This window comes from Amycolatopsis sp. Hca4, from assembly GCF_013364075.1.
Lineage (GTDB): Bacteria > Actinomycetota > Actinomycetes > Mycobacteriales > Pseudonocardiaceae > Amycolatopsis.
Map to the genome: position 1 here is coordinate 1,075,002 of NZ_CP054925.1, position 15,176 is coordinate 1,090,177.

The window sequence follows — 15,176 nt, forward strand, 5'->3', positions numbered from 1 at the left end:
AGGATCGAGTGCCCGGACGCTTCACCCGGTGGGCGGCCACGTTCGCCGCGGCCTGTGCCCTGACCACCGCCTTCGCCGCGCCCGCCGCCGCGGCCGGCGTCGCCGACCACCCCGTCCGCACCACCGGCTGCGGCCGTCCCGCGGGCTTCCCGGCCGGGGTGACGACCACCCGGCACGTCACCTCGGGCGGCCTGGACCGCGAGTACACCGTCCACCTGCCCGCCCGCTACGACCCCCACCGGCCGTACCCGCTGGTGCTGTCCTTCCACGGGCACAAGCGCACGTCGCAGTACCAGGAGGAGCTGTCCGGCTTCTCGGCGCTGGACGCGATCGCGGTCTACCCGCAGGGCCTGATCGGCACCGACGGCGAGTCCGCGTGGACCGGGGCGCCCTACTCGGCCGCCGCGGACGACGTGCTGTTCACCAGCGACCTGCTGACCGCGCTGCAGCGCACCCTGTGCGTCGACAACCGGCGGATCTACGCGGCGGGCAAGTCCAACGGCGGCGGGTTCGTCGGCGTGCTCGCCTGCCGCCTGCCCGGCCGCATCGCCGCGTTCGCGCCGGTGTCCGGCGCGTTCTACCCGCAGGGCGGCGCCTGCCACCCGAGCCGATCGGTGCCGATCCTCGACTTCCACGGCACCGCCGACACGACCATCCCCTACGACGGCAACCCGGCGAAGGGCCTGCCGTCGATCCCCGATTGGCTGGCCGCTTGGTCCACAAGGGACGGTTGCCGTCCGGACCCGGTGTCGTGGACGCCGGTCGCCGGGGTGGTCGCCGAGAAGTGGCTCGGCTGCGACCGGCGCGGTGCCCTCGAGCACTACCGCGTGGAAGGGGCCGGGCACGTCTGGCCGAGCACCCGGCCCAACAATGACTCCGCGACGCCGACGGTGATCGACGCCACCCCGGTCATCTGGCGGTTCTTCCGCAGCCATCCCCTGCGGTGAAACACGATTGACGCAGGTCAAGCCACTCGGCGACGATGTTGCGCACAAGTTTTCCGGATTTCACGAAGGAAAAGGTGCGCTGTGAAGGTGCTCGTCCTGAACGCCGGCTACGAGCCGCTGCAGACCGTGTCGGTCCCGCACGCGATCCGCATGCTCGTCCGGCACGTCGCCGAGATCCACGAGGCCGAGGAGGGCCTCGCGTACGGGCTGTTCCCGCGCCCGAAGATCGTGCGGTTGCTGCGGTACGTCGTCATGAAGTGGCGATATACCCAGCCGCCGCGCTGGTCCCGGCGCGGGGTGCTGGTCCGTGACGGGTACCGCTGCGCCTACTGTGGGCAGCGCGCGACCACGATCGACCACGTGACGCCGCTGAGCCGCGGCGGCGCCCGGACCGACTGGCTCAACACGGTCGCCGCGTGCGGCGGCACGGCCCGCAGCTGCAACGCCCGCAAGGCGGACAAGCTGCCGGGCGAGGCCGGGATGAAGCTGCGGTTCACGCCGTACGTCCCGGCGTGGGACCAGCTGCACCGGCCCGGCGCCTGAGCCCGGCCTGTCCGTCGCGCGGCGGCGGACAGGCCGTTAGGCTCGAACCGATCGCTGCCCGCATCCGTGTGCTCTGGGGAAAGCCGGGGAGGTCGCGTGACCGACGCAGGAGAGCTGATCGCCGGGCGCTACCGGCTGGCCGAGCGGATCGGCCAGGGCTCGATGGGCGTCATCTGGCGCGCCCGCGACGAGCGGCTCGACCGGGTCGTCGCGGTCAAGCAGCTGGACTACGACGCCACCCTCGGGCCGGCCGCGAGCGCCCAGGCGAGCGCGCGCGCCCTGCGCGAAGCGCGGCTGACCGCGCGCCTGCGCCACCCGCACGCGATCACGGTGCACGATGTCGTCGAGGCGCCCGGCGGGCCCTACCTGGTGATGGAATACCTGCCGTCGCGCAGCCTGGCGGACATCCTGGCCGACCGCGAGACCCTGCCCGCCGAGGAGGTGGCGCGCATCGGCGCGCCGATCGCGTCCGCGCTCGCGGCCGCGCACGCCGAGGGGGTCGTGCACCGCGACGTCACCCCCGGCAACGTCCTGCTCGACGAGTCCGGCGTCGCGAAGATCGCCGACTTCGGCATCTCGCGGGCCACCGGCGAAGGCACCGTGACCGGGGGCGGGTTCATCGCCGGCACCCCCGCCTACCTCGCCCCGGAAGTCGCCGGAGGCGGCGAAGCCGGGTACCCGGCCGACGTCTTTTCCCTCGGCGCGACGCTCTACCGCGCGCTGGAGGGCACTCCCCCGTTCGGCAACGACGACAACGCGATCACCCTCCTGCTGCGCATCGCCAAGGAGGAGACCATCCCGCCGCGGCACCGCGGGCCGCTCGCCGAGGTGCTCACCCGCATGCTGCAGCGGGACCCGGACGCGCGCCCGGCCATGGCGGAGGTCCAGGAGCTGTTCGAAGCGGTCGCCGGCGGCCGTCCGCTGCCTGCGCCGCGCCCCCGGCCCCGGACGGGAACCCGGCTGCTGCGCGTCCGCCGTCCGCGACGCCGGCTCGTTCTGGCGGGCACCGCCGGGGCGGTCCTGCTGGCGCTCGGCGTGGTGATCGGCACGGTGATCGTCCCGGACGGCACACCGGTGGCCGCACCGGTCGTCCCCTCCGCTCCCGCGGCACCGGCGAGCTCGAGCCCGCCGCCGACGACACCCGCCGACCTGGGCTGTGCCGCGCGTTACCAGGTGACGAACTCCTGGCCGGGCGGCTACCAGGTGGAGGTGACGGTGCGCAACGACCGCACCGCAGGCCTGTCCGGCTGGCGCGTGCGGTGGCAGCTGCCCGCCGGTCACCGCATCAGCGGCTTGTGGAACGGCACCTTCTCGGTCGATGGTTCCACCGTGACGGTCGAAAACGCCGCCTGGAACGCGAAGCTCGACGCGGACAAGACCACGACGTTCGGCCTGATCGCCCTGACGCAGAACGGAAGTGCCGACGCCCGTCCGGCGCTCACCTGCCGGACGCTCTGACCACGGGAGGCACCGTGACGTCCCACCACGTCCGGGACCGCCGCCGCTCCATCCACTTCGACGGCCGGACCGTCACCCTCAAGGTCGCCACGAAGGTGCTGGGCTTCCTCCCCGACGACAAGCCGCACCGGTTCCCGGTCGCGAAGCTCACCGACGTCAAGCACACCGAGGCGACCCGCGGGAAACCCGGCGAAGTCGTGTTCGTGACCCCGGATGCGCCCACGGAGGTCGTGGCGAACGTGCCGATGGGGTGCGACAAGCTGCCGGGCAACACCTTCCGCTACGGGTACGGCAAGCTGGCCCGCGTCAAGGCGTTCCTGGAAGCCGTCGAGCAAGCCCGGAAGAAGTGACTTCGCGCGCGGCCCGCTCCAGCCGGTCCAGTACCGCCGAGACATCCGGCCGCCGCGCCAGTCCCGCCCGCGTCACCGCGAACACCCTGCGGGTCAACGGTTCCCGCAGCGGGTGCAGGCTGACGCCGGGCGTTCCGGCGGGCAGCGCCATGGCGGGCACCAGCGCGACACCCGCGCCGGCGGCCGCGAGCGCGACGAGGACGGCGAAGTCCGCGGACTCCGCGGCGACCTCCGGCACGAAGCCGGCCGCGCCGCAGGCCCGCTGGATCATCGCGTGGCAGGAGAGGTCGGCCGTCGGCACCAGCCACGGCCGGCCCGCGAATGCGGCCAGGTCCACCGGTTCGCCGTCGGCCGGCCCCGGCGAGGCCGGGTCGCGCGCCAGCAGCACCGGGTCGTCGAGCAGGGCCCGCTCGGCGAACCGCGGCGGGATTTCCCGCGGCAGGAGCGAATAGCTGTGCACGACCGCCACGTCGACGTCCTGACGGCGCAGTGACTCGAGCGCGACGTCGGGTTCCTGCTCGGCCAGGCGCAGGGACACCGGTCCGGCCCACGCGCGCGGCAGGAGCTGCCGGGCCGCGGAGGCGAAGGCCGCGACGCGGACCGTGCCGGTGCCGCCGTTCCCGGCCGCCGCGGCCAGCGCCGACTCCGCGGCGGCGAGGTCGTCGAGGATTACCTCGGCGTGCGAGAGCAGCAGCCGCCCGGCGGGGGTGAAGGCGAGCGTGCGGCCCCGCTTCTCCAGCAGCGGGACGCCGGCCTCGCGTTCGAGCGCGGCCAGGTGCTGCGAAACGGCGGGGCCGGTCAGGTGCAGGGCCGCGGCCGTCGCGGCCACGGTCCCGTGCTGGGCGAGCCCGTGCAGGACCCGCAGGCGACGCAGCTCCAACATGAAGTCCGGCTTTCCCATCGGACAAGAAAGAGTAACTGGTACTTCGGTATCGTACCGCCGACGATGGACTGGTGAAGCTCAAAGCGACCGCAGCACTGGCCATCACCGTCGTCCTGTGGGCGTCGGCGTTCCCCGCGATCAAGGTGGGCCTGGACGGCTACGGCGTCGCCGGGTTGTCGTTCGCCCGGCTCGCGGTGGCATCGGCCGTGCTGCTGCTCGCCGCCCCCGTGCTGGGCGTGCGCCGCCCGCGCCGCGCGGACCTGCCGGCGATCGCGGGCTGCGGGCTGGCCGGGATGAGCGCGTACCAGCTGCTGCTCAACTGGGGTGAGGTGCACGTGCCCGCGGGCACGGCGAGCCTGCTGGTCTCGGTGGCGCCGGTGTTCAGCGCGCTGCTCGCGGCCGCGTTCCTGGGCGAGCGGCTCACCGCGGCGAAGCTGCTGGGCAGCGCGGTCGCGCTCGGTGGCAGCGCGCTCATCGCCACCGGCGGCGGGCTGGGCTACTCGGGTGCGGCGTGGGCCGTGCTGGCCGCGGCCGCGGTCCAGGCGGTCTACCACCTCGGCAGCAAGCCGTTGCTGCGGCGCTACACCGGGCTCGAGGTCGCCTGTTACGCGATGTGGGCCGGGACGCTGTTCCTCGCGCCGCTCGCGCCCGACGCCGTACACGCCTTCGCGACGGCGCCGCCGGAAGCGACACTGGCCGTGGTGTTCCTCGGTGCGTTCCCGTCGGCGGCCGGGTTCGTCGCCTGGGGGTACGCGGTGGCCCGGCACTCGCTCACGGTCGCGACGGCCGCCCTCTACCTCGTTCCCGCGGTGGCGCTCGCGGTGGCCTTCGCCTGGCTCGGCGAGAGGCCGACCTGGGTGGACCTCGCGGGCGGCGCGCTCAGCGTCGCCGGAGTCGTCCTGATCAACGCCACTGTCCGTCGTTGGGCCGGTCAGGGTAATTCGCGGAAGATCGAGAACCCGGCTCAACGGCGGGGACCGCCGGCTCGTCGGTAGTGGTGATCAACCACCACACGGAGGTGCCAGTGCGAAGAAGTCTTTCGGTGCTCGCGGTCCTGCTCGCCGGTTCGGCGGGGCTCACCGGGCTCGCCCCGCCGGCGGCGGTGGCCGCCGAGCCGCCCTCGACCGTCACCCTGCCCACCGGCGACCGGGTGACCGTCCGGACCGCCCCGGACGGCCGGGACACCTTCGAAGTCCGGCCCGCCGCCGAAAAGGGGATGGCGCGGGCGCTGGTGCACCTGCGGCTCGGCGGCCGGGACTACGAGGTGCCCGGCACCGCCCTGCCCTACCTCGGGCGCGGGCTGGACCTGAGCCTGTTCGACGTTAAGGCGCTGCTGGCGGGCGCGAAGGTCCCGGTGGACACCGCGACCTTCGGCGCCGCGCTGGCCCGGCAGTTCAAGGAGGACAGCGCCCGCGGCCGGTTCGGCGGCCAGGGGCTGTTCGCGAACGGGGCCCGGTTCGCCCTCGCCGGGGCGCCGAAGCGGCAGGCCGCGCAGCCGCGTTCGGTGATGCGGACGGTGTCGGTCGACGCCACCGACATCGCGGGCAAGCCCGCCGACACCGGCATCGCGTTCCTCTACAACACCGACGACGGCAACACCCTCGCCCCGGACGAGAACTTCAACTACTTCTCCGGCGGGACGGCCAAGTTCAGCGTGCCGGACGGCCACTACAGCGCCCTCGGCGTGTTCTGGACGACCGACGCCGACGGCAACCCGACCGAGCTGCGGTTCAGCGCGCAGCCGGAGTTCGCGGTGACGGCGGATGCAGCCGTCCGCGTCGACGCCAAACGGGCGTCCAGCAAGCTGACCTGGGTGACGCCGCGGCCGGCGCTGCCGGACGACACCGGCTTCCTGTTCCGCCGGGCCGCCAGGACCGGCCCGGCGCTGCTCGTCGACTTCGACGCCGGGCCCGGGGTGCCGATCGCGGTGTCGCCGACGAGCGTCCCGGTGCGCACCGGGGCGTTGCAGACCTACCCGTACAGCAGGCTGGTGTCCCCGCCCGGGCCGGGCACGCCGTACGAATACGTGCTGCAGAAGGCGACGATCGGCGTGATTCCGCAGCAGCGGTACGTGATCACCGCGAAGGACGTCGCCGCGGTGGATGCCACCTACTTCAGCGAGTACTCCTCGCTCGGCCTGCGCCAGCGCAGCGGCATGTTCACCTTCGAGGACGGCGGCGGCCGGCCGTCGCACCCGATCCAGCTGCCCCGGAAGCAGACCGAGTACGTCTCGGCGGCACCGGACCTCGAGTGGTTCGGCGGGATGTCGAAGTACGTGCTGCCCGGCCCTTTTCCCGGCTGGGCCGGCGGCCAGTACGAAGCGTTCCGCTCCTACCGGGGCGGCACGTCGGTCACCGAGGGCTGGAACCGCTTCCCGCTGCACCCCACGGGTGCGGTGGCGCTGCTGAGCGAGCCCACCGTCTCCACGCTGCCGGCCGCGACCCGGGCCGGTGACCTGCTGCGGTTCTCGTTCACGCCGTTCAGCGACAACGAGCCGGGCCACACCGGTTTCGGGTACTACGGCGAGGCACGGGACACCATCACCGGGCACTACCGGCTCACCCAGGACGGCACCACCCTCGCCGAGGGCTCACCGTCCGGTGGCTTCGAAGCCGCCTTCGAGCAGGAGGCCGGCGCGGGCCCGGCGACGCTGGGGCTCACGATCGACGCCGGGCGCACCGGACCGATGTACCACCAGAGCACCGCGAGCCACACCGAGTGGACGTGGAAGTCGCAGCACGTCGAGGGCGCGACGCTGCCGCCCGCGCTGTACTGCGCGCGCGGCGAAAACGGGCCGGACCGCACCTGCGCGGTCGAACCGCTGCTCACGCTGGGGTACGCGGTCGGCGGGCTGCGGCCGGACGGGTCCACGGTTGCGGGTCCGCAGGGCCTGGACCTCACGGTCGGGCACCTGCAGGCGAGCGCCGCCGCCCCGGTGACCGCCGCGACCGTGCAGTACTCGACCGACGGCACGACCTGGCAGGACGCGGCCGTCACCGCCCGCGGCGGCGGCGTCTTCCACGCGGACTTCGCCGCGGCCACGGAAGCGTTCCGCGGCCTCGACGTCTCCCTGCGCGTCACGGCGGCCGACGCCGCCGGGGCGACGATCACCGAGACGATCACCGACGCCTACCACGTGTACCTGTCATGAGGGGACTGTCCACAGTGAACGGAAGATGGCTGGTCGCGCTGGCCGCCGCGGTGACGTTCGCCGGTGCGGTGACGCCGGCCGCGAGTGCCGCACCGGCACCCCGCGCGGCGTGCCCCGAGCAGGCGGGCGTGCTGCACTGCCTGACCACCTACACGCCCGGCACGGCCCGAGCAATGGCGGCCGGCTGGGGCGCCGACGACCTGGCGGCGGCCTACGGCCTGCCCGCGGCGCCGGGACCGGACACCGTCGTCGGCATCTCGATCGCCTTCGACGCGCCGAATCTGGAGGCCGACTTGGCCGCCTACCGGGCGCAGTACGGCCTGCCACCGTGCACATCGGCGAACGGCTGCTTCCGGAAGGTGAACCAGCAGGGTGCGGCGGCGCCGCTGCCGGAGGTCAGCTTCGGCTGGGCGCTGGAGTCCACATTGGACGTCTCGATGGTGTCGGCGGCCTGCCCGTCGTGCCGGATCCTGGTCGTGGAGGGCAACACGCCCGGGTTCGCGGACCTGGCCGAGACGGAGGACACCGCGGTGCGGCTCGGCGCGAAGGTCGTCTCGAACAGCTACGGCGCCCGGGAAGGCGGTGCGGCGCTGGCGTACGCGAGCCACTACCAGCACCCGGGGGTGACGGTGGTGGCCTCCTCCGGCGACAGCGGCTTCACGGCGGCGAGCTACCCCGCCGTCCTGGCCTCGACGGTCGCGGTCGGCGGGACGTCGCTGGCCCGCGACCCGGACGCCCCGCGCGGCTGGGCGGAGCAGGCCTGGACGTACGGCGGCAGCGGCTGTTCGGCCTACATCGCCAAGCCGAAGTGGCAGCGGGACACCCACTGCGGCAAGCGCACGGTCGCGGACGTGGCGGCGGCGGCCGAGGACCTCGCGGTCCACTACGCGGACGCAGGCGGCTGGCTGCCGGTCAGCGGCACGAGCGCGTCGGCGCCGTTCGTCGCGGGCCTGATCGGCCGGTCGGGGCACGCGGGAGCGGTCCAGCCCGCCGGCCTGTACGCGAACGCGGGTGCGTTCACGGACGTGACCTCGGGAAACAACGACCCGGCCGGCGGCGGCAAGAAGTGCGGCGGCGACTACCTGTGCGTCGCGGGCCCCGGCTATGACGCCCCGACGGGCGTCGGCGTGCCGAACGGCCTGGCCGGCTTCTGATCACCTGATCCGAGCGGCTCTTTCCCGGCGCCGGACGTCCGGAAAGAGCCGTTCAGGCCGGTTCGCGCCCCGGACGGCACAACCCCCGCTCGTACGCCAGCAACCCCGCGCCCGTCCGGTGCGCGCACCCCAGTTTCCGCACCACCCTGGCCACGTGCTCCCGCACGATCGGCTCCGGCAGTTCCAGCCGCTCGGCGATCTCGGTGTTCGTCAGCGCCGCGCCCACCGCCGCGAGCACCTCCGTTTCCTTGGCCGACAGCCGGTCGACCGCCGCCAGCCGCTCGTCGCGGGGGCCGGACAGCCGGGTCGCCGCCGAGACCCACCGGCGGGAGGCGTCCGGGGAGAGCACGACGTGGCCATCCGCCGCCAGGCGGACCACCTTGACGACGTCCCGGCGCGGGGCCGACCGCAGCAGGAATCCCGATGCGCCGTCGCGGAGGGCGCGCAGGATGCCGGCGTCCGAATCGAACGTGGCCAGTGCCACCACCGCCGGCCGGTGGGGGAACTCCTCCGGCCGGCTCAGTCGCAGGTCCAGCAGCAGCACGTCCGGCAGCCGCCGGCGCCGCGTGACCCGGGCCGCCGCCGCGTCGGGGACCGCGCCGACCAGCTCGATGCCGTCCGCTTCGTCGAGGACGGTGCTCAGGCGGGCCCGCACCGCCGGGTCGCGCTCGGCCACCAGGACCCGGACCGGCGACGGGGCGAGCACCCCCTCAGTCCTTCGGCCGCAGGCGGATCAGCGGCAGGTCGGTCTTCGACGCCCCGACCAGGTCACGGCCGCCCGGGCCGCGCAGCCGCACCTCGCGGAACCGCACCGACGACAGCTGCGCGGCTTCGATCGGGTAGACGTCGCCGTAGCGCTTGATCTTCTCCACCAGTTCCTTGCCCAGCAGCTCGACGAGTCCGGCGTGCCGGGTCGCGCCGCCGCCCAGCGGCACGTCCAGCTGCTTGCGGACCTCGGGGAAGCGCTGGTCCAGCTCGACGGCCAGCTGGTGGATCGTGACGTACGCCCGGCCGAACTCCTCGGCGTCGGGACCCGGCGGGATCTCCTTCAGCACCTTGATGAGCTTGTCGTCCATCCCGAGCTTGTCCCACAACGTCACGTCTTGTTCCTCCGCTCCCGACCGCCGTTGGTCTACCAGAGGACCGGCACGCGGTCCACTCCCCCGGTGACACGGTTCGCCCGGATCCGGAGTTCATCGACGCCGACGGCCAGGCGCAACCCCGGGAACCGCCGGAACAGCGACCCGAACACGACCCGCAGTTCCGTGCGGGCGAGGCTGGCACCGATGCAGAACCAGCCGCCGTAGGCGAAAGAGACGTGCGAATTCGGCTTCCGCTCGGCGTCGAACGTCCCGGCGGCGGGGAACACCGCCGGGTCCCGGTTCGCGGCCCCGAGCGCCAGCACGACGGCGTCACCGCGGGCGATCGTCACGCCGCCGAGCTCGACGTCGTCGTGGGCGTACCGCAGGACGCCCAGCCCGCTCGGCGCGGCCAGCCGCAGGATCTCTTCGACGACGCCGTGCACCCGCCCCTCGGGGTCGGCGGCCAGCGCGTCCCGCCGGGCGAGGTCGGTGAGCAGGTAGAGCACGCCGAGGTCGATCCGATTCGAGGTCGTCTCGTGCCCGGCGAACAACAGGCCCGCGGCGAGCCGGGCGACGTCGTCGTCGCCGAAGGAGGGATCGTCGGCCTGCGCGCGCACCATGTCCGAGACGACGTCCTGCCCGGGGTCGCGCCGTTTGACGGCGGCGAGCCGGCTCATGTAGGCGGTGAACTCCTCGAACGCGGCGTCCGCGCCGCCCCCGATGTCCATCCGCCCCATCCGGTCCGAGAGCACCCGGAAGGTCTCCCGGTCTTCGGAGGGGACGCCGAGCAGCTCGCAGATGACCAGCACGGGCAGCGGGAACGACAGGTGTTCGTGCAGGTCGACGGGACCCTCGCCGTCACGAGCCTCCTCCATGGCATCGAAGCAGCCGTCGGCGAGTTCCTGCACGTGCCCGGCGAGCCGCCGGATCCGGTTGGCGGAGAAGGCGGGCACGAGCATCCGCCGCATCCGCGCGTGCTCGGCGTGTTCGGTCTCGTGGTCACCTTGCGGCCGGCTGAGGATGGCGGCCTCCGAAAGCGCCGACGCCTCTTCGGGAGCGGGGTGCGACCGCCCGAACCGCGGATCGGTGAAGGCGGCCCGCACCTGCTCGAACCCGGTGACCAGCCACGCCGGATCCCCGGCGGGCGTGGTCACGGCGACCACCGGCCCCTGCCGGCGCAGCACCTCGAAGAGCGGAGCGATGTCCAGGACGTTGGGCCGTTCGAACGGCAGGCGCGGAGTTTCCGTGGTGGCGGTCATGGGTGTCTCCTCCCGGGTGCGCGGCCGAACGGCGCGGCACGGGCGGGCCGGTCACCGGCCGCTCCCCGGTCCCCCGCGTTCCACGGTACTCAGGAACCGGGTGGTCGAGCCCCGGATGCGGGTTCGCCGCCCGATCGGGTCAGCGATGCGGCCCGGAGGACCGGAACTGTCGGTGCTCGCCGGTATCGTGGACAGCGGGGGCCGGAGGCCGAGCCCCGCGCCGTCCCCGAACTCCTACAGCAGCTTCCACGCCTGCGTCAGCGCCTCCCGCAGGATCTGCTCCATCTCGTCGAACTCCGCCTGGTCGCAGACCAACGGCGGCGACAGCTGCACCACCGGCTCCGCACGGTCATCGGCCCGGCAGTACAACCCGCCCTCGAACAGCGCCTCGGACAGGAACCCCCGCAGCACCCGCTCCGACTCCTCCGCCGAGAACGTCTCCTTGGTCGCCTTGTCCTTCACCAGCTCGATGCCGTAGAAGAACCCGGCCCCGCGCACGTCCCCGACGATCGGCAGGTCCAGCAGCCGGTCCAAAGTGGACCGGAAGGCGTCCTCCCGCCGCAGCACGTGGCCGTAGAGGTCCTCCCGCTCCATCAGGTCGAGGTTCGCCAGTGCCACCGCGCACGAAACCGGGTGCCCGCCGTAGGTCGACCCGTGCATGAACGTCGTCGCCCCGTGCGTGAACGGCTCCATCAGCCGCTCCGAAGCCAGCACCGCACCCAGCGGCGCGTACCCCGACGTCAACCCCTTCGCGGTGGTGATCATGTCCGGCTGGTAGCCGTACCGCTTGGCCGCGAAGTCGTACCCCACGCGGCCGAACGCGCAAATCACCTCGTCCGACACCAGCAGGACGTCGTGCCGGTCGCAGATCTCGCGGACCCGCGCGAAGTAGCCGGGCGGTGGCACGAAACACCCGCCGGTGTTCTGCACCGGCTCGAGGAACACCGCGGCGACGGTGTCCGCCCCTTCGAATTCGATAGCCTGCTCGATCTGGTCGGCGGCCCAGCGGCCGTAGGCCTCGTAGTCGTCGGCGTGCTCCGGTGCGCGGTAGAAGTTCGTGTTCGGCACGCGCAGGGTGCTCGGCACCAGCGGCTCGAAGTCCGCCTTCGCGCCCGGGATGCCGGTGATCGACAGCGCGCCCTGCGACGTCCCGTGGTAGGCCAGGGCGCGGCTGACCACCTTGTGCTTGCCCGGTTTCCCGACGAGCTTGAAGTACTGCTTCGCCAGCTTCCACGCCGTTTCGACCGACTCGCCGCCGCTCACGGTGAAGAACACGCGGTTCAGGTCGCCCGGCGACGCGGCCGCCAGCCGCGAAGCCAGCTCGATCGCCGTCGGGTGCGCGTGGCCCCACAGCGGGAAGTACGCGAGCTCCTTCGTCTGCCGGGCCGCGGCCTCGGCGAGTTCCTCGCGGCCGTGGCCGACCTGCACCGCGAACAGCCCGGCGAGCCCGTCGAGGTAGCGCTTGCCCCGGGCGTCCCAGATGTACGGGCCTTCGCCGCGCACGATCACCGGGACGTCGCTCTCGTCGTAGGCGGAGTGCCGGGTGAAGTGCATCCAGAGGTTGCTGCGGGCGGCTTGGGCGAGGCCGGCGGAAGTGGTCATGCCCCGGTTATCGCATGCGTCCACCCCGCAGCGCAAGCGATTCAGTCGTCCAGCCGAACTTGGTCGACTAATTCATGATCTCAAACTCGCCGCGACCTTCGGATTTCGTCGTCACGGTCAGCGAGTACCCCACTGGTAGGTCTGTTTCCGCAGCTTGAGGTAGACCATCGCCTCCGCGTGCCGGACGCCGGGCAGCGCGCGGATCCGCGTCGAGATCAGCTGGAGCAGTGCCTCGTCGTCGGCGCAGACGGCCTCGCAGAGCAGGTCGTAGCGCCCGGCGCAGAGGATCACGTAGGCGATCTCGTCCATTTCGGCCAGTGCGTCGCCGACCGGCTCCAGCGGGCCGTCGACGGTGATCGCGATCATCGCCTGCCGGAACAGCCCGACCTGCAAGGGATCCGAGACCGCGACAATCTGGATGACGCCGGAGTCCGACAGCCGCTGCACCCGCTGCCGCACCGCCGCCTCGGACAGGCCGACGGCCTTGCCGATCGTCGCGTACGCGCGCCGCCCGTCCTCCTGCAGCTGCGCGATGATCTGCCGCGAGATGTCGTCGAGCACCGGCGGGGCGGGCCGGCCGGCGGTGTCCTGGCTGCTCACGCCCCGGATCATCCCCGACGCGGGTGATGCCAGGCAAACCCGCCACGCCTGTGACGATGAGTGACTGAATCCGAATGCCCCACCCCCGTCAGACAACTAAATCGGTCGTCATCCGGCCGTTGACAACACCGAATCGGTGCTGTTCCATCCGTCGCACCCTGCACCCCGGCCGGAGGGAACGCCCATGCCCCGCACTCCCGCCCCGCCCGACGTCGCCGGAGCCGCCGACGCCAAGACACCCCGCACGCTCACCCGGTCCATCGGCGTCGGCGGCGGCACGCTGCTGACGCTCAGCTGCGTGACACCGGCATCGTCCTGTTCGTCCTCGTGCCCGGCCTGTTCGCCGACCTCGGCACCGGTACCGCGCTCGCCATCGCACTGGCGGTCCTGCTCTGCATCGGGATCGCCTTCTGCTACTCCGAGCTCGGGACGCTGGTGCCGAGCGCCGGTGGCGAGTACGCCATGGTGACGACGGTGGCGAACCGGTTCGCCGGCTGGCTGACGTTCATGCTGTCGTTCGTCGTCATCCTCGTGGTGCCGCCGATCATCGCGATCGGCGTCGCCGACTACCTCGCCGCCGTGGTCGACGTCAGCCCGGCGGTCGCCGGCGCGGTCGTCATGCTCGCCGGCACCGTGATGGGCCTGCTCAACCTCCGCTCCAACGCCTGGATCACCGGGATCTTCCTGGTCATCGAGATCGCCGCGATCTTCGTCGTGTCCCTGCTCGGCTTCACCCACACCACGCAGAGCCCGGCGGTGCTGGTCGAGCCCAGCCTCGGCACGAGCGGGATCGGGCTGATCGCCGTCGTCACCGGGCTCGCCGTCGCGTTGTTCGTGACGCAGGGCTTCAGCACCGCCGTCTACCTGGCCGAGGAGATGCGGGAGCCGCGGCGGACCGTCGCGCGGACGGTGTTCTGGACGCTCGGCATCAGCGCCGTCGTCATCCTGGTGCCGGTGGTGGCGATCACGCTGGCCGTGCCGGACACCGCCGCGCTGGCCGGCGTCGACCTGACCGCGCTGGTCACCGGCTGGAGCGGCAGCGCCGTCGGCGTGGCGATCAGCCTGTGCATCGCGGCGGCGATCGTCAACGCGGTGATCGTCATGGTCATCCAGAACTCGCGCGTGCTCTACGCCTCCGCCCGCGACCAGGCCTGGCCGACGCCGGTCAACCGCGCGATGAGCGTGGTGAGCGGGCGGTTCGGCGCGCCGTGGGTCGCGACGCTGGTGACCGGGCTGTCCGAGGCCGTCCTCTGCTTCGTGCCGGTGGAGACGCTGAGCGGCGTCACCGGGGTCGCCGTCGTCGCGCTCTACCTGAGCGTCGCGGCCGCCACGCTCGGTGCGCGCCGGGCCGCGCACCGGAAGCCGCACGTGTGGCGGATGCCGTTGTGGCCGCTCGTGCCCTCGCTGGCCGTCGCGGCACTGGCCTACGTCCTGGTCGAGCAGAGCGCGCTCGACCTCGGCATCACCGCCGGGGTGCTGGTGGTGTCGGCGCTGTACTGGTGGGGCTACCTGCGCCGGCGGCCCGGGCGGTGGGTCGTCACGGTGCCGCAGGAATAGCCACCACTCGATCGGGGTAATCCTCCCGCGCTCAACCTTCGGGGCCGGTCACCCGTATTGACCCCCGGCAGGTTCTTCGGCGAGGGGACGACGGATGCGCATGGTGCTCCTGCTCGGCGCGGTGCTGGTCACGGCGGCCTGTTCGGCGCCGCGCGGCACGACGCCGAGCCCGATCGCCGAGCCGGCGCCGCTGCCCACGACGCCGGCCACCCCGGCGACCACCACGACCACGCCGCCGCCCACGCCGCCGTGCGCCGTCACGACCGGCGCGTGCGTGAGCCTGGCGCAGCGGCTGGCCTGGCTGCTGCGCGACGGCCGGGTGGTCCGCGGCCCGGTCCCGGCCGGGTTCGGGCCACCCGACCAGGCGACGCCCGCGGGCTCGTTCCACGTCGTGTGGAAAGACCGCGAGCACCGCAGCAGCGAGTACGGCACCGACATGCCCAACTCGGTGTTCTTCGCCGCCGGCGGCATCGCCTTCCACGCCGGGCCGCTGGACGCGCCTTCGCACGGCTGCGTCCACCTGTCCGACGCGGATTCGGCGGCCTTCTTCGACGGGCTGAACGTCGGGGACGCGGTGCAGGTCTTGTAGG

The 15,176-nt window shown here is 73.0% G+C and carries 15 protein-coding genes; 9 read left to right on the forward strand and 6 right to left on the reverse strand.

What is annotated here, in order from left to right:
* The first annotated feature begins 8 nt into the window (after positions 1-8).
* From HUT10_RS04485 to HUT10_RS04500, 4 genes are all read left to right on the forward strand, one after another.
* Positions 9-947, forward strand: a complete 939-nt coding sequence (locus HUT10_RS04485) for a PHB depolymerase family esterase (RefSeq protein WP_176170001.1) — start codon at positions 9-11, stop codon at positions 945-947.
* A gap of 81 nt (positions 948-1,028) precedes the next feature.
* Positions 1,029-1,490, forward strand: coding sequence for an HNH endonuclease (locus tag HUT10_RS04490; RefSeq protein ID WP_176170002.1), 462 nt, complete (start codon positions 1,029-1,031; stop codon positions 1,488-1,490).
* 96 nt (positions 1,491-1,586) lie between these two features.
* On the forward strand, positions 1,587-2,948 hold the full coding sequence (locus HUT10_RS04495; RefSeq protein ID WP_176170003.1) for a protein kinase: 1,362 nt from the start codon (positions 1,587-1,589) through the stop codon (positions 2,946-2,948).
* Positions 2,949-2,962: 14 nt separating this feature from the next.
* Positions 2,963-3,298 carry a hypothetical protein gene (locus HUT10_RS04500; RefSeq protein ID WP_176170004.1) on the forward strand — a complete coding sequence of 112 codons (336 nt, stop codon included), beginning with the start codon at positions 2,963-2,965 and terminating at the stop codon, positions 3,296-3,298.
* On the opposite strand, the gene HUT10_RS04505 is transcribed toward HUT10_RS04500, so the two are convergent.
* Positions 3,255-4,199: a LysR family transcriptional regulator gene (locus HUT10_RS04505; protein WP_217709544.1), complete on the reverse strand. Its 945-nt coding sequence runs from the start codon at positions 4,197-4,199 to the stop codon at positions 3,255-3,257. The two genes, HUT10_RS04500 and HUT10_RS04505, sit on opposite strands and share 44 nt — an antisense overlap.
* 53 nt (positions 4,200-4,252) lie before the next feature.
* On the opposite strand from HUT10_RS04505, the gene HUT10_RS04510 reads away from it, so the two are divergent.
* The 3 genes from HUT10_RS04510 to HUT10_RS04520 are packed head-to-tail and all read left to right on the forward strand — an operon-like array spanning position 4,253 to position 8,486.
* Complete coding sequence (locus tag HUT10_RS04510) at positions 4,253-5,176, forward strand: DMT family transporter (RefSeq protein WP_176170005.1); 924 nt, start codon at positions 4,253-4,255, stop codon at positions 5,174-5,176.
* A gap of 29 nt (positions 5,177-5,205) precedes the next feature.
* Entirely contained in the window at positions 5,206-7,332 is a 2,127-nt protein-coding gene (locus HUT10_RS04515; protein ID WP_254896673.1) for a hypothetical protein, read from the forward strand.
* 14 nt (positions 7,333-7,346) lie between these two features.
* Entirely contained in the window at positions 7,347-8,486 is a 1,140-nt protein-coding gene (locus HUT10_RS04520; RefSeq protein ID WP_254896674.1) for a S8 family serine peptidase, read from the forward strand.
* 52 nt (positions 8,487-8,538) lie between these two features.
* Here HUT10_RS04520 and HUT10_RS04525 read toward each other — a convergent pair whose 3' ends face one another.
* From HUT10_RS04525 to HUT10_RS04545, 5 genes are all read right to left on the reverse strand, one after another.
* Positions 8,539-9,192 (reverse strand): response regulator transcription factor, encoded by a 654-nt coding sequence (locus tag HUT10_RS04525; RefSeq protein ID WP_176170007.1) that lies wholly within the window; start codon positions 9,190-9,192, stop codon positions 8,539-8,541.
* A gap of 4 nt (positions 9,193-9,196) precedes the next feature.
* On the reverse strand, positions 9,197-9,586 hold the full coding sequence (locus HUT10_RS04530) for a hypothetical protein (protein ID WP_176170008.1): 390 nt from the start codon (positions 9,584-9,586) through the stop codon (positions 9,197-9,199).
* A 32-nt stretch (positions 9,587-9,618) separates the two neighbouring features.
* Complete coding sequence (locus tag HUT10_RS04535) at positions 9,619-10,827, reverse strand: cytochrome P450 (RefSeq protein ID WP_176170009.1); 1,209 nt, start codon at positions 10,825-10,827, stop codon at positions 9,619-9,621.
* Positions 10,828-11,061: 234 nt separating this feature from the next.
* The gene (locus tag HUT10_RS04540) at positions 11,062-12,429 is read right to left on the reverse strand and encodes an aspartate aminotransferase family protein (protein ID WP_176170010.1); all 1,368 of its coding nucleotides are present in this window, start codon (positions 12,427-12,429) and stop codon (positions 11,062-11,064) included.
* 117 nt (positions 12,430-12,546) lie between these two features.
* Positions 12,547-13,041: an Lrp/AsnC family transcriptional regulator gene (locus HUT10_RS04545; protein WP_176170011.1), complete on the reverse strand. Its 495-nt coding sequence runs from the start codon at positions 13,039-13,041 to the stop codon at positions 12,547-12,549.
* Between the two features lie 315 nt (positions 13,042-13,356).
* Here HUT10_RS04545 and HUT10_RS04550 point away from each other — a divergent pair, with 315 nt between their 5' ends.
* Complete coding sequence (locus tag HUT10_RS04550; RefSeq protein WP_254896675.1) at positions 13,357-14,586, forward strand: APC family permease; 1,230 nt, start codon at positions 13,357-13,359, stop codon at positions 14,584-14,586.
* Between the two features lie 94 nt (positions 14,587-14,680).
* Positions 14,681-15,175 (forward strand): L,D-transpeptidase, encoded by a 495-nt coding sequence (locus HUT10_RS04555; protein ID WP_176170012.1) that lies wholly within the window; start codon positions 14,681-14,683, stop codon positions 15,173-15,175.
* Position 15,176: the final 1 nt, after the last annotated feature.